This is a genomic window from Mangrovicoccus algicola, assembly GCF_014903745.1.
Classification (GTDB): Bacteria; Pseudomonadota; Alphaproteobacteria; order Rhodobacterales; family Rhodobacteraceae; genus Mangrovicoccus; species Mangrovicoccus algicola.
In genome coordinates, this window is sequence record NZ_JACVXA010000081.1 from 1 (window position 1) to 17,228 (window position 17,228).

Consider the following 17,228-nt stretch of genomic DNA (forward strand, 5'->3'; position numbering starts at 1 on the left):
CCCCCCCCCCCCCCCCCCCCCCCCGGGGGGGGGGGGGGGGGGGGCGGCGCGCTGACGGCCGCGGCGCCAGCCATCGCGGCCGCGCCGCGAACCGGGCCCGCCCGTAAGATGGAACGGGACCACGAAAGGCCCAGACAGACGAAAAAACCGGACTGACAAATGTCATCCGGCCCGCATGCCGTCATGTTTCAAGGCAGGATATTTCTGGAAATCCGGCTGCCCGGGCATATGCGGATTGCTCCGCGGCAAGGCCATGTCCGGCCTGCGCCCTGTCAGATGGTGCGGTCGAGAAGACTCGAACTTCCACGGGAGTTACCCCACAGCGACCTCAACGCTGCGCGTCTACCAATTCCGCCACGACCGCACTGTCCTGACTGGCAGTGGCGGGTATCTACCCAAGCCCCCCGGAGGCCGCAAGGGGGAAATGCATCTTCGGCGACAAAAGTGGACATGGGTGCCGCGACGGAGTAATCCGCCCGCGAATACAGGAGCCTGCCCGATGCCCCCCAGCTGGAAGACCTCAGAGTTGCTTGTCCCCTACCCGCAGGCCCTGGCCGAGATGGAGCGCATCGCCGACGGAATCGCGGCCGGGCACATGCCCGAGACGATCTGGCTGCTGGAGCACCCGCCGCTCTATACCGCCGGCAGCAGCGCGGATATCCGCGACCTCGTCGATCCCGACCGCTTTCCGGTCTACCCGACGCGGCGCGGCGGGCAGTACACCTATCACGGTCCCGGCCAGCGCGTGGGCTATGTCATGCTGGACCTGACGCGGCGCGGCCGGGACCTTCGGCGCTTCGTGCACCAGGTGGAGGACTGGGTGATCGCCGCGCTGGCCGAATTCAACATCCGCGGCGAACGCCGCGAGGGTCGGGTCGGGGTCTGGGTGGTGCGCCATGACCGCCCCGCAGGGCCCGACGGTGCCCCGCGCGAGGAAAAGATCGCCGCGATCGGGCTGCAGGTGCGCAAATGGGTCAGCTTCCACGGCTTCTCCATCAATGTGGAACCCGACCTGTCGCATTTCGACGGCATCGTCCCCTGCGGCATCAGCGGGCATGGCGTCACCTCGCTGGTCGATCTGGGGCTGCCGGTGACGATGGAGGATGTCGACGTGGCGCTGCAGGGCACCTTTGCCCGGGTCTTCGGCCCGGCCGGATAGGCCGCCTTCGGCAGGTCGATGACCGGCCGCCGCGCCGTCTCGACATCGCTCCTCCATACGCCCGCCGCCGACCAAGGGGCCCGGCGTAAGGGCGCTACGGCATGTTGCGCAGCGCATCCGCGGGGCGGTCGCGGCCAAGCCACAGCGAGACCAGGATCAGCGCCGCGCCCGCGGCCTGTCCGGCCGTAACGGCCTCGCCCAGAAACAGCCAGGCCAGCGCTGCCGAAAAGACTGGCATCAGGTTGATGTACAGCCCCGCCGCCTCCGGCCCCTTGCGGCGGACGCCGTAGCCCCACAGCAGGAAGGCCGCCAGGGCCGCGCAAAGCCCGACATAGCCCACCGCAGCCCAGGCGGCCGGGGGAAGCGCCGCCAGGGCTGCCGCGCCCGCTTCGCCCCGCCACGCGGCCAGCGCGCCCAGCACCGGCAGCGCCGCCAGCATGGTCGCCATCAGCGACACGTCGGCGGGCACGGTGCGGGGGGCGGCGCGCAGCATCTGGGTATAGGCCGTCCAGCAGCTGACCGCGACCAGCAGCCAGGCATCGCCCGCTCCCAGATGCAGCCGCAGCACCGCCAGCGGATCGCCGCGGCCCAGGATCACGGAGACGCCGAGGAAGGACACCGCCACCGCCGCGACCTGGCGCAGTCCCAGCCGCGCGCGGCCGGTCAGGGCCGAACTGGCCAGGATCAGCACCGGCGTCGCCGCCAGCAGCAGCGCGGCATTGGCCACCGCCGTGCTGGTCAGCGCCGTGTAGGTGGCCTGCTGGAACCCCACCACCCCGGTGAGGGCCAGGCCCAGGATCCACCCGGCCTGCCCCGCAAGGGCCCGCCGGTGCCGCCAGAGCCCCCGCGCCGTGAAGGGCAGGAAGACCGCCGCAGCCAGGAGCCAGCGCAGGAAATTCAGCGTCTCGGGCGCCAGGAGGCCCCGAATCGCGCGGCCGGTGACGAAATTTCCCGCCCAGAACAGACAGGCCAGCGTCAGTGCGGCCGCGGCCGCCCCGGCGGCATCTGCCGTCCTGCCCGATGGCCCCGTGACTGTCATCGCTTCGGCTCCCCTCGTGCCTTCGGATGCCGAAACCCTTTTCGGCACAGCCGCTTACGCCCCGGCGGGCGCCTTCCTCCCCCTGCCATCCTTCGGCGCGGGACCCAAGTGCGGCATAATGGTAGACAATTTTTTTGCAACCCGGAGACCATCGTCTATTTGTCCCTGCGGCATACGGGCCTTAGAACAGGGAAAAAGAAGCACGGACCGCGGCCGAACCGGGGTCTCATGACATGGATGTTAGGGAGGCAAGCATGGCAGACGCCGCCAGCGCCGCGCACGAGCATGACCGCAAGGGGTGGTTCACCCGCTGGGTCATGTCGACCAATCACAAGGATATCGGGGTCCTCTACCTCTTCACCGCGGGCGCGGTCGGGCTGATCTCGGTCATCCTGACGGTCTATATGCGGCTGGAGCTGATGAGCCCCGGCGTCCAGTACATGTGCATGGAAGGCTTCATGGCCGATCCCTGTACCCCCGACGGCCATATCTGGAACGTGATGATCACCTATCACGGCGTCCTGATGATGTTCTTCGTGGTGATCCCGGCGCTGTTCGGGGGCTTCGGCAACTATTTCATGCCGCTGATGATCGGCGCGCCGGACATGGCCTTTCCGCGGCTGAACAATCTCAGCTACTGGCTCTATGTCGCGGGCACCGCGCTGGGGATCGCCTCGATGTTCGCCCCCGACGGGCTGGAGGGCACCGGATCGGGCGTGGGCTGGGTGCTGTATCCGCCGCTCTCGACCTCCTATCCGGGCATATCCATGGATCTGGCGATCTTCGCGGTCCATGTCTCGGGGGCCTCGTCGATCCTGGGCGCGATCAACATGATCACGACTTTCCTCAACATGCGCGCGCCGGGCATGACGCTGCACAAGGTGCCGCTATTCGCCTGGTCGATCTTCGTCACCGCCTGGCTGATCCTGCTGTCGCTGCCCGTCCTGGCCGGCGCCATCACCATGCTGCTGACGGACCGCAATTTCGGGACGACCTTCTTCAACCCCTCGGGCGGCGGCGACCCGATCCTGTACCAGCACATCCTGTGGTTCTTCGGCCACCCGGAAGTCTACATCATCATCCTGCCGGGCTTCGGCCTGATCTCGCATGTCATCGCGACCTTCTCGCGCAAGCCGATCTTCGGCTACCTGCCGATGGTCTACGCGATGGTGGCGATCGGGGTTCTGGGCTTCGTCGTCTGGGCGCATCACATGTACACGGTGGGCCTCAGCCTGAGCCAGCAGAGCTATTTCATGCTGGCCACGATGGTGATCGCCGTGCCCACTGGGGTGAAGGTGTTCAGCTGGCTGGCCACGATGTGGGGCGGATCGGTGGAGTTCAAGACGCCGATGCTTTGGGCGATGGGCTTCCTGTTCCTGTTCACCATCGGCGGCGTGACCGGCGTGGTGCTCAGCCAGGCCGGCATCGACCGGGCCTATCACGACACCTACTATGTCGTGGCGCATTTCCACTACGTGATGAGCCTGGGCGCGGTCTTCTGCATCTTTGCCGGGATCTACTACTGGATCGGCAAGATGTCCGGGCGCCAATATCCCGAGACCCTGGGCAAGATCCATTTCTGGATGATGTTCATCGGCGCCAACCTGACCTTCTTCCCGCAGCATTTCCTCGGACGCCAGGGCATGCCGCGGCGCTATATCGACTATCCCGAGGCCTTCGCCACCTGGAACATGGTCTCCTCGCTCGGCGCCTTCCTCAGCTTCGCCTCCTTCATCCTGTTCCTCTACATCATCTACGTGACGCTGACGAAGGGCGCGAAGGTGAACGCGAACAACTACTGGAACGAACATGCCGACACCCTGGAATGGACCCTGCCCTCGCCGCCGCCGGAGCATACTTTCGAGGAGCTTCCCAAGCAGAGCGACTGGGACAAGGGCCACGCCCACTGAATGCCCTTCCGCTGGGACACAGAAACCGGCCAGGCCCCCGATATTTCGGGGGCCTCCTTCTTTGCGGCAGGCGATCCGCCCCTGGCGCGGCTCCGGCTTTGCGCGCATAGCTCGCTATCGGCGAAGGGCTTCGTGATCGTCATCGCCACGATGTTCGCCCTCGCGCTCGTCCCGCTTTTGTCGGTCCTGGGCTCGCCGGTCTTCTGGCCGCTCCTGCCCTTCGTCATGGGCGCGCTGGGATTGCTGTGGTGGGCGCTGAAGCATTCATGGGCGGACAAGGACATCCAGGAGGACCTGGCGATCTGGACCGACCGGGTCACGCTGCGCCACAGCCCCGCCCGCGGCCCCGAGAAACGCTGGGAGGCCAACACCTACTGGACGGTCGCGCAGATGCATCCCAGGCGGGGCGGGCACCGCAACTACATCACGCTCGCCGGCGGCGGAGATGGCCGCGAGGTGGAACTCGGCGGCTTCCTCGACGAGACCGAACGCGCGACCCTGCATCCGGTGCTGAAGCGGGTGCTGGAAACCGCCGCGACCTCCGCCCGGCCGCTTTGACTCGCGCCGGACAGCGTAGGACCTGCCGCGGCTGTGCGGTTCGTCACAGAGATGCCCCGGAGATTTGCCGTAGGATTCCCCGAATTTACAGATTCGCGTTTCGATTCATTGCAATCCGGAGTTTCCATGACCATCCGAACGACCCTCGCCGCTGCAGCCATTTTCGTCACGGCCGCCATGTCCAGTGCCATCGCCGCGACCTTTTCCGTGACATTCACCGATTTCCATCTGGAAGCCCCCTCAACGCCCGGCAGCGACATCCCGGCCGCCTCGTCCATGGATGCCTTCGACGCCACCACCGAGGCAGGATTTCCAAGGGTCCTGGGCTATCTCGACACGCCCTTTCCTGCCGTCACCCTGACCCTGGACGGCCTCGAATTCGCGCCAAGCGGGCGATCCTACAGCCTATCCGGCGGGTCGCTGGAGCGGGCCGGGTTCCTGTTTTTCGGGGAACGCAACGAGGGCGGCGCGCACTGGCAGGAAACCACGGCGAAGCTGTCCTTCTCGGCCGCGCAGATCGCCGCCATCGAGGCCAGCCCGGCCGGAACGCTGCTGGACCTGCCGGTCGAGCTCGCGCTCTATTCGGAATTCTGGGACAGAAGCACCTGGACGCGCTACGCCCCGGACCGCGCGGTCTCGGGCTATGCGACCGCGCGCATCACGGTGCTGACCTCGGATGCGGTCGCCGCCGTTCCGCTTCCGGCCGGGCTGCCTCTGCTGGGGGCGGGGCTTGCCGGGCTCGGCCTGCTGCGCCGCCGCCGCACGGCCTGAAACGGCGGGACGCCCGCGGAGCGACCGCGGGCGTCCCGTCTTGCGATCCGCCACGGGGCGTCTCAGCCCAGCCTGGCGCGCACCAGCGGACCGACCTCGCCGAAATCCATCTGCCCCGTGTATTTGGCCTTCAGCGCGGCCATCACCTTGCCCATGTCGCGCAGGGATTCGGCGCCGGTGGCAGCAATCGCCTTCTCCACCGCCGCGGCCTGCTCCTCCGCCGACAGCTTGGCGGGCAGGAATTCCTCGATGATCTCGATTTCACCGCGCTCCTGCTCGGCCAGTTCCAGCCGGCCGCCCTCCTCGTAGACGCGCGCGCTTTCCTGGCGCTGCTTGACCATCTTTCCGAGGATCGCCAGCACCTTCTCGTCCGGGATCGGCTGCGGCTCGGCATCCCCGGAGGTCTCGGCGCGCAGCGCGATTTCGGTATCCTTGATCGCGGCATTGATCAGCCGCAGGGTGGACAGCCGGACGGCGTCCTTGTCCTTCATCGCCTGCTTGAGGCTTTCGCCAATGCGGGCCTTGAGGTCCTTGCCCATCGTCCATCCCCTGATGTCTGTGGTCCGCGGGCCTATACTGCATTGCGGCTTCGCCGCGCAACCCTGCTTGCAGAACGGGGCCTTTGGGCCTATCTGACCCAAGATTTGCCGATAGGAGTCGCCCATGCCCACGCCCACCGCCTGTCTCGCCCTCGCCGATGGTACCCTGTTCTACGGATACGGGATCGGCGCGACCGGAACCTGCGTGGCGGAGCTGTGCTTCAACACCGCGATGACCGGCTACCAGGAGATCATGACCGACCCGTCCTATGCGGGCCAGGTCGTCACCTTCACCTTCCCGCATATCGGCAATGTGGGCGCCACGCCGGAGGATGACGAATCCGCCGATCCGGTGGCGGCCGGGCTGGTGGTGAAATGGGACCCGACCCAGCCCTCGAACTGGCGCTCGGCCCAGACCCTGTCGGAATGGCTGGCGGCCAAGGGGCGCATCGGCATCGCGGGCGTCGATACCCGGCGGCTGACCCGCGCCATCCGCGCCCAGGGCGCCCCCCATGTCGCGCTGGCCCATGATCCCGACGGCAAGTTCGATATCGAAGCGCTGGTGCGTCAGGCCCGGGATTTCTCCGGCCTCGAAGGGCTCGATCTGGCCAAGGACGTCACCTGCGCCCAATCCTATCGCTGGGACGAAACCCGCTGGGCCTGGCCGAACGGCTATGGCACGCGGACCGGCGCGGCGCCCAAGGTGGTGGCGATCGATTTCGGCGCCAAGCGCAACATCCTGCGCTGCCTGGCCGATGCGGGCTGCGACGTGACCGTCCTTCCCGCGACCGCCACCGCCGAGGATGTGCTGGCCCAGAGCCCCGATGGCGTGTTCCTGTCCAACGGCCCGGGCGACCCGGCGGCGACCGGCAGCTATGCCGTGCCGATGATCCGCGGCGTCCTGGAAAAGGAGCTGCCGGTCTTCGGGATCTGCCTCGGCCACCAGATGCTGGCGCTCGCGCTCGGTGCCAGGACGGTCAAGATGAACCACGGCCATCACGGCGCCAACCACCCGGTCAAGGACCTGGAAACCGGCAAGGTCGAGATCACCTCGATGAATCACGGCTTCACCGTCGACAGCCAGTCCCTTCCGGCAGGCGTGACGGAAACCCATGTCTCGCTGTTCGACGGGTCGAATTGCGGCATCCGCATGGCGGACCGCCCGGTCTTCTCGGTGCAGTACCACCCCGAGGCCTCGCCCGGCCCGCAGGACAGCTTCTACCTCTTCGAACGGTTCCGCGCGGCGATGACCCCCGCCGGCTGAGCCGGAGCGGACGCCACGGACGGGCCGGATCCCCGGCCCGCTCCGCCCTGCCCGGCAGGCCCGGAATACCCCCGTTTTTCCGCCTCCCGGCAGGGCGGGAGGATACAGTGGATTTTCCTTAAAGTTAGATTAACCAAAATCGGGCACATCCGGTCCAACGCTCCGCAAGGAACCCGTGGCCATGGATCCCGTCCCCTTCGCCTCTGCTTCCCGTCCCTCCGCCCCCGCCACCGCGCGGCCGCGCCTGGGGGAGCTTCTGCGCGCGCGCGGCCTCGTCGATTCCGCGCAGATCGAGGAGGCGCTGGCGCTGCATCATTCCGCGGATCTGCGGCTGGGCGAGGCGCTGCTGGCCACGGGGGCGCTGGGGCGGTCCGATGTTACCGCGCTTCTCGAAGAGCAATGGGGCGCGCGTCACGTCGATCTGCGCGCCGCGCCCCCCGATCCGCGGCTGGCGCGCCGCGCGGGCGTGCCCGACTGCCTGCGCAAGCGCGTGCTTCCATGGCGTGATATCGGCGGGGCAACCGTCCTTGTCACCGAGGACCCGGCCGGTTTCGCGGCGCTGCGCGCGGGGTACGAGGCCCTGTTCGGCCCGGTGATGATGGCGCTGGCCACCCCCGGAGAAGTCGGCGCGGCCATCGCGCTGCAGCATGCCGGGGAACTGGTCGAGCGGGCGGAGACACGCGTGCCGCGGTCGCTGGCCTGCCGTGCCTGGCAGCCGCGGCCGTTCCGCGTCGCCATGGCCGTCCTGGTGACCTGCAGCCTCCTGGCCGCGCTGCTGGCCCCGGCGTTTCTGCTGGTGCTGCTGCTCGGGGTCGCCTGCCTCGGCCTTGCCGGGCTGATCGTGCTGAAATGCGCCACGCTCCTGCCGCGACCCGACCCCGGACGGGGGGCCGAGATCCACCAGCTGCATGGCGGCATGCGCGCGGGACGCCTGCCGGTGATCTCGATCCTCGTCCCGCTCTACCGCGAGGAACGCATCGCCGCCCAGCTGGTCCGGCGGCTGGAACGGCTGGACTATCCGGCGGCCCTTCTCGATGTCTGCCTCGTGGTGGAGGCCGATGACGCGATCACCCACGCGACCGTCGCCGCGACCGAGCTTCCCCCATGGATGCGCGTGATCGCGGTTCCCGGCGGCCGCCTGAAGACCAAGCCGCGGGCGATGAACTACGCGCTGGATTTCTGCCGCGGCAGCATCGTGGGCATCTATGATGCCGAGGATGCGCCCGAGCCCGGACAGCTGCGCCAGGTCGCCGCCCGCTTTGCCGTCGCCGGGCCGCAGGTCGCCTGCCTGCAGGGGTGCCTGGATTTCTACAATACCGGGCTGAACTGGATGTCGCGCTGCTTCACGCTGGAATATGCCGCCTGGTTCCGGGTGATGCTGCCGGGGGTGGCCAGGCTGGGCCTTGCGGTGCCGCTTGGCGGAACGACCGTGTTCTTCCGCCGCGACGTGCTGGAAAGCCTGGGCGGCTGGGACCCCCATAACGTCACCGAGGATGCCGATCTGGGCATCCGCCTGGCCCGGGCGGGCTATGTGACGGAAATCCTCGACATGACCACCTGGGAAGAGGCGAATTGCCGTCCCTGGCCCTGGGTCAAGCAGCGCTCGCGCTGGCTGAAGGGCTATGCCATGACCTATGCGGTGCACATGCGGCGGCCGCTGCGGCTGTGGCGGGAACTGGGCAGCCGCAGCTTCTGGGCCTTCCAGGCGATGTTTCTGGGCACCCTGGTGCAATTCGCCCTGGCGCCGGTCCTGTGGTCGCTCTGGCTGATCCCGCTGGGGCTGGGCCATCCGGTGCGCGGCGTGATCCCCGACCCCGGCATGGCCGCCATCGCGCTGTTCTTCGGGCTCAGCGAGATGACGATGGCCGCCATGGCCGCGCTGGCGCTGCAGCGCACCGGACGGTTGCGGCTGCTGCCCTGGATCCTGACGCTGCATCCCTATTTCGCCCTGGCCAGCCTGGCGACCGCCAAGGCGCTGTGGGAGATGCTGCACAAGCCTTTCTACTGGGACAAGACCCAGCACGGCAAGTTCGGCGGATCGGCCGGGGGCGCCAGGGCGCTGCGGCTGATCCGCGGCGGAACGGGACGGGCGGCCGCCTGAGCCGCCCGCCGCCGCGATCAGGCCAGCACGCCCAGCGAGGCCGGATCGTACCCGCCGATCTGGTCCATGGCGCCATCGCGCAGCTTCTTAGCCCAGGCCGCATCGCTCAGCAGGACCCGGCCCACCGCGATCAGGTCGAATTCCTCGCGCTCCATCCGCGCCACCAGCCGGTCCAGCGGCGCCGCGGGCGAGCCCTCGCCGCGGAAGGCGCCGAAGAACTCGCTGTCGAGCCCCACGGATCCGACGCTGATCGTCGGCTTGCCCAGAAGCTTCTTGGTCCAGCCGGCGAAATTCAGCCCCTCGGCGCCGTCGATCTCGGGGAATTCCGGCTCCCAGAACCGGCGCTGCGAGCAATGGAACACGTCCACCCCCGCCTCGGCGAGCGGCCCGAGCCAGGCCTCCAGCGCGGCCGGATCGGCGGCCAGCTTGACGGTGTAATCCTGCTGCTTCCACTGGCTGACGCGCAGCAGCAGGGGGAAATCCGGCCCGATGGCGGCGCGCACCGCGCGCACGATCTCGGCGGCAAAGCGCGACCGCTCGGCCAGGGTGGCGCCGCCCCAGCGGTCATCGCGCAGGTTGGTGCCGTCCCAGAAGAACTGGTCGATCAGGTAGCCATGCGCCCCATGCAGCTCGGCCACGTCGAAGCCCAGGCGCCTTGCATCCGCCGCCGCCGAGGCGAAGGCCGCGATCGTGTCGGCGATATCCTCCTCGGTCATGGCGCGGCCGCGCGGATCGCCGGGACCGACAAGGCCCGAGGGGCTCTCCACCTCGGCCTCGGGCGCCCAGTCGCCGCTGCGGGTCGAGCCGGTATGCCAGATCTGCGGCCCCATCCGGCCGCCAGCCGCATGGACCGCATCGATCACGCCCTTCCATCCGTCCAGCGCGGGGCCATGGAAGAACGGGATGCCCGGCAGGTTGCGCGAGGCCGGGCGGTCGATCACCGTGCCCTCCGACAGGATGAGCCCGACCTCGCCGGCCGCGCGGCGCGCGTAATAGGCGGCATTCTCCGCCGTCGGCACGCCCCCGGGCGCCATGCCGCGGGTCATCGGGGCCATGACGATGCGGTTCTTAAGTTCCAGTCCCTTCAGGTGGAACGGCCGGAACAGGATGTCGGCGCTTTCGGCCAGGGTGTCGAGCGACATGGGGAAGTCTCCTTGGATGCTGCGTTGCGGCCAAGGTATATTTCGGATACCTGGGTTCAAGAGGGCACCGCCCCTGCCCCAGGTCACCCCGAGGTAACTGCCATGGATGGCACCTGCCATATCCGCTTTTCCGCCGATTGCGCCTGCCGCACGCTGTTCGACGAGATCGCCGACAAATGGTCGATGATGATCCTCACCGTGCTGGAATCCGCACCGCACCGGTTCAACGAGCTGAAACGTTGCCTGGAAGGCGTGTCGCAGAAATCGCTGACCCAGGCGCTCAGGCGGCTGGAACGCAACGGGCTGGTCGCGCGGGAGGTGCTGGACACCTCGCCGGTGACCGTGCGCTACAGCCTCACGCCGCTGGGCCTGTCGCTGCTGCCGCCCTTCAAGGCGCTGTATCGCTGGACCTGGGACAGCCTGCCCGAGGTGGAGGCCGCGCGCATCGCCTATGACGGGCGGCTCCAGCGCGCCTGACCGGGGGGCTCAGGCCGGCGGCAGCCCGGCCAGGAAGGCCGCCACCTCCGCCGCCGCCTGCGCGCGCAGCCCGGCATCGAAGACAAGCGGCGACAGCGCGGCCTTCTCGCGCTGGTCGAAACCGTGATCGGCCCCGGCGAGGACACGCACCGTGATCCGCGCGCCGCGCGCCCGCAATGCCTCGGCCAGGTCCAGGCAATCGGGCGTGCTGACGATGCTGTCCTGCCCGGCGAGGATCATCAGAAGCGGCGGCGCCCCGTGCCAGTCGCCCCGCGCGGCGGTGTTCAGCACCCCGCAATAGGGATAGAGCAGCACCGCCCCGCCGATCCCCGCCAGCAGGTCCCGCGGCGGGCTCTGCCAGCCCTCCACCCCCTGCGGCACCTCGCCGGTGATCAGATCGGCCAGCGCCTCCAGCACGGCCCAGCCGCCATGGGACGCCCCCAGCAGCAGCGTGCCGGGCGGGGCCGGTCCCGGCATCGCGGCGAGGGTCTCCAGCCCGGCGATCGCATCCCCGGCCCGCTCGCCGCCCGGCAGGACCTGGCCCGCGCAGACCAGCCGCCAGCTGCTGAGCCGGTCCAGCCCGCGCGGCGCGTGGCTGTCGAGGATCGCCGCCGCCCGGCCGCCCCGGGCCAGCATGCCGGCCCACCAGTCCATGTTGTCATGCACCCCGTCGCAGCCCGACAGCAGCAGCGCCGCCGGATGAGGCCCGTCGCCCGCAGGCCGCACCAGACGGATCCCGGGCTGCAGCATCGCGGCAAGCCCGGCGAGGTCGCGGGTCTCCAGCACCAGCCCGGCGCGGTGGCGCAGCGCGTTGCCCGCCAGAGCCGCCGCCAGCAGGACCGCCCCGGCCGCCGCGAGGATCAGGGCCCGGCGCATCCCTGCTGGACCTCCGCGGCGCAGAACCCGATCAGGCGCCGGCTCTCGGCCTCGCCCCAGTCCGGCGGCTGGGTGATCGCCGCCCAGGGCCGCACGTAATCGGCCAGGTAGTAGCTGTGCCCGTGCCCGCCCGGCACCGACAGCGCGATGACCATGTCCATGGCCAGCTGGACCTGCGTGACCAGCGGGATGAACCGGAAGGCCGGCGAGATGTCCGGCGCGCGCGGCTCGGTCATCCAGTCCGGCGCCCGCCACAGCGCGGCCGGGTCGAAGAACACGATCGGGTCGGTGGAATATTGCAGAAAGATCACGCGCAGATGCCGCCAGGGCGCATAGGCGCGGTCGAGCCCGCCGTAATGCGACACGAACCGCACCGTCTCGCCCTCATCCAGCACCGGCAGGGACTGGGGACTGCCCGCGTCGCGATTGGCCACCGCGCGGCGCCACATTTCCGAGGGAAAGGGCGGTCCGGCCCAGAAGGCCCCGTCGGGCGGGTCGCTGACCATGCGGAATCCGTTGATGCCGTACATCGAGGACCATGCCCCCAGGCTCAGCCCGTGAATATAGAGCCGCGGCCGCCGGTCGGGGGGCAGGTCGCGCCAATAGGCATGCACCGTCTGGATCACGGCAGCGGCCTGGTCCAGCCCGGCGCGCGTCTCGAAGATCAGGGCCAGCGGCGATTGCAGGTAGGAATACTGGACCGCGACCGAGGCGGTGTCGCCGCCATGCATCATCTCCAGCGCGTCGAAGCTGCCCGGGTCCAGCCAGCCCGTGCCGGTAGGCGAGGCGATGACGAGGACGCTGCGCTCGAACCCGCCCTGGCGGATCAGCTCGGCCAGGGCCAGCTCGGCGCGGATCTGCGGGTCGTCCTCCTCGGCGCGCCCGACATAGACGCGGATCGGCCGGAGCGCGGGCCGGCCGGTGAATTCGGTGATCCGGGCCGCATCCACGCCCCCTTCCACCCAGTCGCGCCCCGGCTTGCCGAGCGCCCCCCAGGAGACCAGCGATTCCGCGCCGCCGGTCCGGCCGGGATCGGCCGGGGCGGGACGTTCGGGATCGAAGAGCTTCTGCGCGGTCTCGTAGGATTCGTCGGCCACCGCCATCAGCCGGTCGATCAGCCCGTCGCGGGTCAGGACGACCACCATCGCGGTGACCGCCACCAGGCCCAGCACATTCGCCGCCCCCGCGGGCATCACCCGCACCAGACGCCGCCGCGCCAGATCGAAGGCCCGCTGCACCAGCAGGCCCGCGCCTGCAAGAACGGCGAAGACCGCGAAGGCCAGGGCGAGGATGCGCAGCAGCCGGGCCTCCTCCGCCGGGGGCATCCCCATGCGCAGGCGCACGTCATCCTGCCAGATCCCCTGGCGCCACAGCGCCAGCGCCAGCGCGGCCAGCACCGCCGTCAGGGCCAGCCCCAGGATCATGCGGGCCGGGCGCCGCGGCAGCGCGGTCAGCCCCAGCCCCCGCCACACCGCCAGCAGCAGCCGGCCCAGCCCGTAGCCCGCCGCCGCCAGCACGCCCGACAGGACGCCCTGCACCGCCCAGTCCCGCGGAATCAGCGAGGGCGTCAGCGAGGCGGCGAGAAAGAGGATCGCCGCCACCAGCGGCCAGGCGGGCATGCCTGCCAGTTCCAGCTTCTCGCGATCGCGCGGTCCCGCCATGGCCCCGTCTCCCCTGCCTGCTCCTGCGGGCCGATCCTCGCCGCAATGGCAGGATTCGGCCAGTGCGCCGATCGGCTCCCCCGGGGCGGTGGCAGGGCCCCGAACGCGAAAGGCCGCACCCGGAGGCGCGGCCCTGCGAACCGTCAAGGTCGGCGGAAGATCTTACTTGATCTTGCCTTCCTTGTATTCCACGTGCTTGCGGGCAACGGGGTCGTATTTCTTCACGACCATCTTGTCGGTCATGGTGCGGGCGTTCTTCTTGGTCACGTAGAAGTGCCCGGTCCCCGCGCTGGAGTTCAGGCGGATTTTGATGGTGGTCGGCTTCGCCATGTCATGTCTCCTTCGGGGGTGCGGGCGCAGGGCCTGCACCTTGAAAAGCTGAGGCCCGCAAATGCACCGGGCGCCAGACGAAGTCAAGCGCGTAATCTTCAAAAACCTGTCTCTTGCGCAGCAAGCCGCAACATGCTGCCCTCTGTCAACCGCAGATCAGGGAGGGAGATCGCCGATGACGTTCCGGGCCGCAGGTTTCGCCGCAATTCTCGTCCTTGCCGCCATGGCCGCGCCCGCCCAGCAGGCCGCCGACGCCGTGGCCCCCGAAACCGCCGCACCGGCCCCCGCACCGGCCGCCGCCACGCATGCGGGGCTGGGGCCCGGCGCGCGCGAGGCGCAGGCGCTGCGCGATGCCGGCCGGCCCGCGACGGGGCAGTCCTGGATGATCTCGGCCGCCAATCCCCTGGCGGTGCAGGCCGGCGCGAAGATCCTCGAGGCCGGGGGCAGCGCGGCGGATGCGATGATCGCCACCCAGGCGGTCCTGGGGCTGGTGGAACCGCAAAGCTCGGGCCTGGGCGGCGGGGCCTTCCTCGTGTGGTATGACGCCGCCAGCGGGACGCTGGCGACGCTCGACGGGCGCGAAACCGCGCCGATGGCGGCGACGCCCACCCTGTTCCAGGACATGGCGGGGCAGCCGATGGGATTCATGGATGCGGTGGTCGGCGGCCGGTCCGTCGGCACGCCCGGCACCCCCGCGCTGATGAAGGCGGCCCATGAGCGCTGGGGCAGGAAGGAATGGCCCGGCCTCTTCCTCGAGGCGATCAACCTTGCCGACCAGGGCTTTCCCGTCTCGCCGCGGCTGGCGGGGCTGGTGGCGGAGAATGCCGCGAGCCTGGCGCGCTTTCCGGCCACCGCCGCGTATTTCCTGCCTGGCGGCACGCCGCTGGAATCCGGCAGCCGGCTGGCCAACCCCGCCTATGCCCGCACGCTGCGGGCGCTGGCGGCAGGCGGGACGGAGGCCTTCTACAAGGGCGCCGTCGCGCAGGGCATCGTCGATACCGTGCAGCAGGCGCAGGACAGTCCCGGGCTTCTGTCGCTGGACGACCTGGCCGTCTACCGGGTCAAGGAACGCCCGCCCGTCTGCATTCCCTACCGTGCGGCCGAGATCTGCGGCATGGGCCCGCCCAGTTCCGGCGGGCTGACCGTGGGGCAGATCCTGGGCATGCTGGAGAATTTCGACCTTGCCGCAATGGGACCGGACAGCGCGCGGGCCTGGCGGCTGATCGGCGATGCCTCGCGGCTGGCCTTCGCCGATCGCGGCCTCTACATGGCCGACAGCGATTTCGTGCCCATGCCCACGGCCGGGCTGACCGATCCGGACTACCTGCGCGGCCGTGCCGAGCTGCTGGCGGGCGCCGAGACCGCGCTGCCCTCGGCCGCGCCGGGACGGCCGGAATTCGACCATGCCATGCTCTGGGGCGCAGGCGACAGCCCGGAACTGCCCTCCACCTCGCATATCTCCATCGTCGACCAGTACGGCAACGCCCTGTCGATGACCACGACGATCGAGAACGGCTTCGGATCGCGGCTGATGACGCCCGGCGGGTTCCTGCTGAACAACGAGCTCACGGATTTCTCCTTCCGCAGCCACGAGGAGGGGCGCCCCGTCGCCAACCGGGTGGAGCCCGGCAAGCGGCCGCGCAGCTCGATGGCGCCGACCATCGTGATGAAGGAGGGCAAACCCGTCTATGTCACCGGCTCGCCCGGCGGCAGCCGGATCATCGGCTACGTGGCGCAGAACCTGATCGAGGTGCTGGACTGGGGCCGCGACCCGCAGGCCGCCGCCGCCGCGCCGCATCTGGTCAACCGCTTCGGCCGCTACGACATCGAGGCGGGCACCCCGGCCGAGACGCTGGCCGGACCGCTGCGGGATCTCGGCTTCGACACCGAAACGGCCGAGCTGAATTCCGGCATCCACGCCATCGCCATCACGCCGGACGGCCTGCTGGGCGGCGCCGATCCCCGCCGCGAAGGCATCGCCATCGGCAAGTGACCCGGCAACCGGGCTGGCGCCGCGCTGCCGCCCGCGGCCACCCGCAGAGGGCGCAGCCCGGCGCGGGGACCAGGGGAACGACGCCCCGCGAGGGGCGTCTCCGCTGGATCGCCTGTGGCGGTGGATATGCGCGGATGGCCTGTAAGCCGGATTCTGTCCGGGGGTTGCCCCCCTGGATGACCATTCCTCTAGGCCCGCCGTTGCCGACGCGCTCAAGCTGCCAACCCGGGATCTCGGGGCCGAAGCAGCCCATGCGGATCCCCTATTAGGCATTGCTCCCGGTGGGGCTTGCCATGCCGGTCCGGTTGCCCGTCCCGCGGTGGGCTCTTACCCCACCGTTTCACCCTTGCCCCGGGCCTGCCGGGGCGGTCTGTTCTCTGTGGCGCTTTCCCTGGGGTTGCCCCCGCCGGGCGTTACCCGGCACCGTTGCTTCGTGGAGTCCGGACTTTCCTCGCGTCCCTCGCGGAACCCGCGGTCATCCGGCCATCCGCGCGCGCCCCCGCTAGCCCCTCGCGCCGCCGCCGTCAACGGGGAAGCGTGCGGCCAGCTCCGCCATCATCCGCCGGTCCTCCTCGCTCAGCCGTCCCGCCGCCATCGGGCGGAACCGCGCGCGGAACGCCTCCAGCAGCAGCCCGGCATCCGCCTCGGGATAGCCGAAGGCCCGCGCGCTATCCAGGAACCGGCCGCGCGCCGGGCGCCCCTCGGGCCAGATGGCCAGCCCCTTCCCGGCCAGGCGCGGCCAGGGAAACCAGCGGCCGGGATCCTGCTTGCGCGCGGGGGCCATGTCCTGGTGGCCGATCACCCGTTCCGGCGGGATGTTCCAGCGCGCGAGGATCTCGGCCAGCAGCCGCTCCAGCACGGCCAGCTGCGCCACCGCGAAACTGCCGCGGCCGCGATTGTCCAGCTCGATGCCGATCGACCGCGAATTGACATCCGTCACCGCGCCCCAGCTCCCCTGCCCCGCATGCCAGGCGCGCAGCTCCTCCTCGACCAGCTGCCACAGCGTGCCATCGGCGCCGATCAGGTAATGGCAGGACACCTCATGCGCGGGATCGCAGAGCCGCTCCAGCGCGGCGGCGGCACTGTCCATCGCGGTATAGTGGAGCACCACCATGTCGGGGGCGACCCCGCCCCGGCGCGGCCCGCAATTCGGCGAGGGATGCCAGATCGCGCCCTGTGCCCGCCCCGCGCTCACGACCGGTAGGGCGCGGGATCGAAGCCGCAGACGAAACCGTCGCCATCGGCATCCAGTCCCAGCGCATCCTGCTGCGGCCCGCCCGCCGCCAGGAAGGCCTGCTGCGCGGCGGCGGCATCGGCATAGGGCGCGCAGGAGCCCGTGCCCGGACCGGCAGGCCGCGCGTAGCGTGCCGTGCCGGGCGCATGGGAGGTGCCGGCGGCGAAGGCGGCG

Annotated in this window: 15 protein-coding genes, 1 tRNA gene, 1 other RNA gene and 1 pseudogene; 8 read left to right on the top strand and 10 right to left on the bottom strand. The window is 69.9% G+C overall.

The window, feature by feature from the left end; genetic code table 11:
* Window positions 1–277 precede the first annotated feature (277 nt).
* Window positions 278–364: transfer RNA gene (locus ICN82_RS18850), tRNA-Leu, on the bottom strand.
* Between the two features lie 135 nt (window positions 365–499).
* Between ICN82_RS18850 and lipB the strand changes: the two genes are divergently transcribed.
* Window positions 500–1,159, top strand: a complete 660-nt coding sequence (gene lipB / locus ICN82_RS18855; RefSeq protein WP_193186111.1) for a lipoyl(octanoyl) transferase LipB — start codon at window positions 500–502, stop codon at window positions 1,157–1,159.
* Between the two features lie 94 nt (window positions 1,160–1,253).
* On the opposite strand, the gene ICN82_RS18860 is transcribed toward lipB, so the two are convergent.
* The gene (locus ICN82_RS18860; protein WP_193186114.1) at window positions 1,254–2,198 is read right to left on the bottom strand and encodes a DMT family transporter; all 945 of its coding nucleotides are present in this window, start codon (window positions 2,196–2,198) and stop codon (window positions 1,254–1,256) included.
* Between the two features lie 254 nt (window positions 2,199–2,452).
* Between ICN82_RS18860 and ctaD the strand changes: the two genes are divergently transcribed.
* The 3 genes from ctaD to ICN82_RS18875 all read left to right on the top strand — a co-directional run bounded on the left by ctaD (window position 2,453) and on the right by ICN82_RS18875 (window position 5,437).
* On the top strand, window positions 2,453–4,108 hold the full coding sequence (ctaD, locus tag ICN82_RS18865; RefSeq protein WP_193186117.1) for a cytochrome c oxidase subunit I: 1,656 nt from the start codon (window positions 2,453–2,455) through the stop codon (window positions 4,106–4,108).
* A complete protein-coding gene (locus ICN82_RS18870) occupies window positions 4,109–4,666 on the top strand; it encodes a DUF2244 domain-containing protein (RefSeq protein WP_193186120.1) in 558 nt (185 codons plus the stop codon). It abuts the gene before it with no gap.
* Window positions 4,667–4,792: 126 nt separating this feature from the next.
* Window positions 4,793–5,437 carry a VPLPA-CTERM sorting domain-containing protein gene (locus ICN82_RS18875; protein WP_193186122.1) on the top strand — a complete coding sequence of 215 codons (645 nt, stop codon included), beginning with the start codon at window positions 4,793–4,795 and terminating at the stop codon, window positions 5,435–5,437.
* A gap of 62 nt (window positions 5,438–5,499) precedes the next feature.
* Here the strand turns inward: ICN82_RS18875 and ICN82_RS18880 are convergent, their stop codons facing one another.
* Window positions 5,500–5,976, bottom strand: a complete 477-nt coding sequence (locus ICN82_RS18880) for a GatB/YqeY domain-containing protein (RefSeq protein WP_193186125.1) — start codon at window positions 5,974–5,976, stop codon at window positions 5,500–5,502.
* 124 nt (window positions 5,977–6,100) lie between these two features.
* Between ICN82_RS18880 and carA the strand changes: the two genes are divergently transcribed.
* Both carA and ICN82_RS18890 read left to right on the top strand, forming a co-directional pair.
* Window positions 6,101–7,240, top strand: a complete 1,140-nt coding sequence (gene carA / locus ICN82_RS18885; RefSeq protein WP_193186128.1) for a glutamine-hydrolyzing carbamoyl-phosphate synthase small subunit — start codon at window positions 6,101–6,103, stop codon at window positions 7,238–7,240.
* Window positions 7,241–7,421: 181 nt separating this feature from the next.
* Window positions 7,422–9,341 carry a glycosyltransferase gene (locus tag ICN82_RS18890; RefSeq protein ID WP_193186131.1) on the top strand — a complete coding sequence of 640 codons (1,920 nt, stop codon included), beginning with the start codon at window positions 7,422–7,424 and terminating at the stop codon, window positions 9,339–9,341.
* 17 nt (window positions 9,342–9,358) lie between these two features.
* On the opposite strand, the gene ICN82_RS18895 is transcribed toward ICN82_RS18890, so the two are convergent.
* Window positions 9,359–10,483 carry an NADH:flavin oxidoreductase gene (locus ICN82_RS18895; protein ID WP_193186134.1) on the bottom strand — a complete coding sequence of 375 codons (1,125 nt, stop codon included), beginning with the start codon at window positions 10,481–10,483 and terminating at the stop codon, window positions 9,359–9,361.
* 102 nt (window positions 10,484–10,585) lie between these two features.
* Here ICN82_RS18895 and ICN82_RS18900 point away from each other — a divergent pair, with 102 nt between their 5' ends.
* A complete protein-coding gene (locus ICN82_RS18900; protein WP_193186137.1) occupies window positions 10,586–10,960 on the top strand; it encodes a winged helix-turn-helix transcriptional regulator in 375 nt (124 codons plus the stop codon).
* Between the two features lie 9 nt (window positions 10,961–10,969).
* On the opposite strand, the gene ICN82_RS18905 is transcribed toward ICN82_RS18900, so the two are convergent.
* The 3 genes from ICN82_RS18905 to rpmG all read right to left on the bottom strand — a co-directional run bounded on the left by ICN82_RS18905 (window position 10,970) and on the right by rpmG (window position 13,827).
* Window positions 10,970–11,836, bottom strand: a complete 867-nt coding sequence (locus ICN82_RS18905; protein WP_193186140.1) for a dienelactone hydrolase family protein — start codon at window positions 11,834–11,836, stop codon at window positions 10,970–10,972.
* The gene (locus tag ICN82_RS18910; RefSeq protein ID WP_226898609.1) at window positions 11,821–13,497 is read right to left on the bottom strand and encodes an alpha/beta hydrolase; all 1,677 of its coding nucleotides are present in this window, start codon (window positions 13,495–13,497) and stop codon (window positions 11,821–11,823) included. Before ICN82_RS18910 ends, ICN82_RS18905 begins: the two co-directional genes overlap by 16 nt.
* 162 nt (window positions 13,498–13,659) lie before the next feature.
* Entirely contained in the window at window positions 13,660–13,827 is a 168-nt protein-coding gene (gene rpmG / locus ICN82_RS18915; RefSeq protein WP_193186143.1) for a 50S ribosomal protein L33, read from the bottom strand.
* A 175-nt stretch (window positions 13,828–14,002) separates the two neighbouring features.
* On the opposite strand from rpmG, the gene ggt reads away from it, so the two are divergent.
* On the top strand, window positions 14,003–15,820 hold the full coding sequence (ggt, locus tag ICN82_RS18920; protein ID WP_193186146.1) for a gamma-glutamyltransferase: 1,818 nt from the start codon (window positions 14,003–14,005) through the stop codon (window positions 15,818–15,820).
* A 126-nt stretch (window positions 15,821–15,946) separates the two neighbouring features.
* Here the strand turns inward: ggt and rnpB are convergent.
* The 3 genes and pseudogenes from rnpB to ICN82_RS18935 form a co-directional block, all read right to left on the bottom strand.
* Window positions 15,947–16,311: RNase P RNA component class A (gene rnpB / locus ICN82_RS18925), an RNA gene on the bottom strand.
* An 11-nt stretch (window positions 16,312–16,322) separates the two neighbouring features.
* Window positions 16,323–16,934 carry an N-acetylmuramoyl-L-alanine amidase gene (locus tag ICN82_RS18930; RefSeq protein ID WP_193186149.1) on the bottom strand — a complete coding sequence of 204 codons (612 nt, stop codon included), beginning with the start codon at window positions 16,932–16,934 and terminating at the stop codon, window positions 16,323–16,325.
* 77 nt (window positions 16,935–17,011) lie between these two features.
* A pseudogene (locus tag ICN82_RS18935) lies at window positions 17,012–17,228 on the bottom strand (hypothetical protein); the annotation flags it as partial.

What these genes read in the sequence shown, in the direction of transcription:
- carA (WP_193186128.1), top strand. Translation starts at nt 6,101, where the DNA reads ATGCCCACGCCCACCGCCTGTCTCGCCCTCGCCGATGGTACCCTGTTC.
- ICN82_RS18900 (WP_193186137.1), top strand. Translation starts at nt 10,586, where the DNA reads ATGGATGGCACCTGCCATATCCGCTTTTCCGCCGATTGCGCCTGCCGC.
- ICN82_RS18875 (WP_193186122.1), top strand. Translation starts at nt 4,793, where the DNA reads ATGACCATCCGAACGACCCTCGCCGCTGCAGCCATTTTCGTCACGGCC.
- ICN82_RS18860 (WP_193186114.1), bottom strand. Translation starts at nt 2,198, where the DNA reads ATGACAGTCACGGGGCCATCGGGCAGGACGGCAGATGCCGCCGGGGCG.
- ICN82_RS18895 (WP_193186134.1), bottom strand. Translation starts at nt 10,483, where the DNA reads ATGTCGCTCGACACCCTGGCCGAAAGCGCCGACATCCTGTTCCGGCCG.
- ctaD (WP_193186117.1), top strand. Translation starts at nt 2,453, where the DNA reads ATGGCAGACGCCGCCAGCGCCGCGCACGAGCATGACCGCAAGGGGTGG.
- lipB (WP_193186111.1), top strand. Translation starts at nt 500, where the DNA reads ATGCCCCCCAGCTGGAAGACCTCAGAGTTGCTTGTCCCCTACCCGCAG.
- ICN82_RS18930 (WP_193186149.1), bottom strand. Translation starts at nt 16,934, where the DNA reads ATGGTGGTGCTCCACTATACCGCGATGGACAGTGCCGCCGCCGCGCTG.
- ICN82_RS18870 (WP_193186120.1), top strand. Translation starts at nt 4,109, where the DNA reads ATGCCCTTCCGCTGGGACACAGAAACCGGCCAGGCCCCCGATATTTCG.
- ICN82_RS18910 (WP_226898609.1), bottom strand. Translation starts at nt 13,497, where the DNA reads ATGGCGGGACCGCGCGATCGCGAGAAGCTGGAACTGGCAGGCATGCCC.
- ICN82_RS18880 (WP_193186125.1), bottom strand. Translation starts at nt 5,976, where the DNA reads ATGGGCAAGGACCTCAAGGCCCGCATTGGCGAAAGCCTCAAGCAGGCG.
- ggt (WP_193186146.1), top strand. Translation starts at nt 14,003, where the DNA reads ATGACGTTCCGGGCCGCAGGTTTCGCCGCAATTCTCGTCCTTGCCGCC.
- ICN82_RS18905 (WP_193186140.1), bottom strand. Translation starts at nt 11,836, where the DNA reads ATGCGCCGGGCCCTGATCCTCGCGGCGGCCGGGGCGGTCCTGCTGGCG.
- rpmG (WP_193186143.1), bottom strand. Translation starts at nt 13,827, where the DNA reads ATGGCGAAGCCGACCACCATCAAAATCCGCCTGAACTCCAGCGCGGGG.
- ICN82_RS18890 (WP_193186131.1), top strand. Translation starts at nt 7,422, where the DNA reads ATGGATCCCGTCCCCTTCGCCTCTGCTTCCCGTCCCTCCGCCCCCGCC.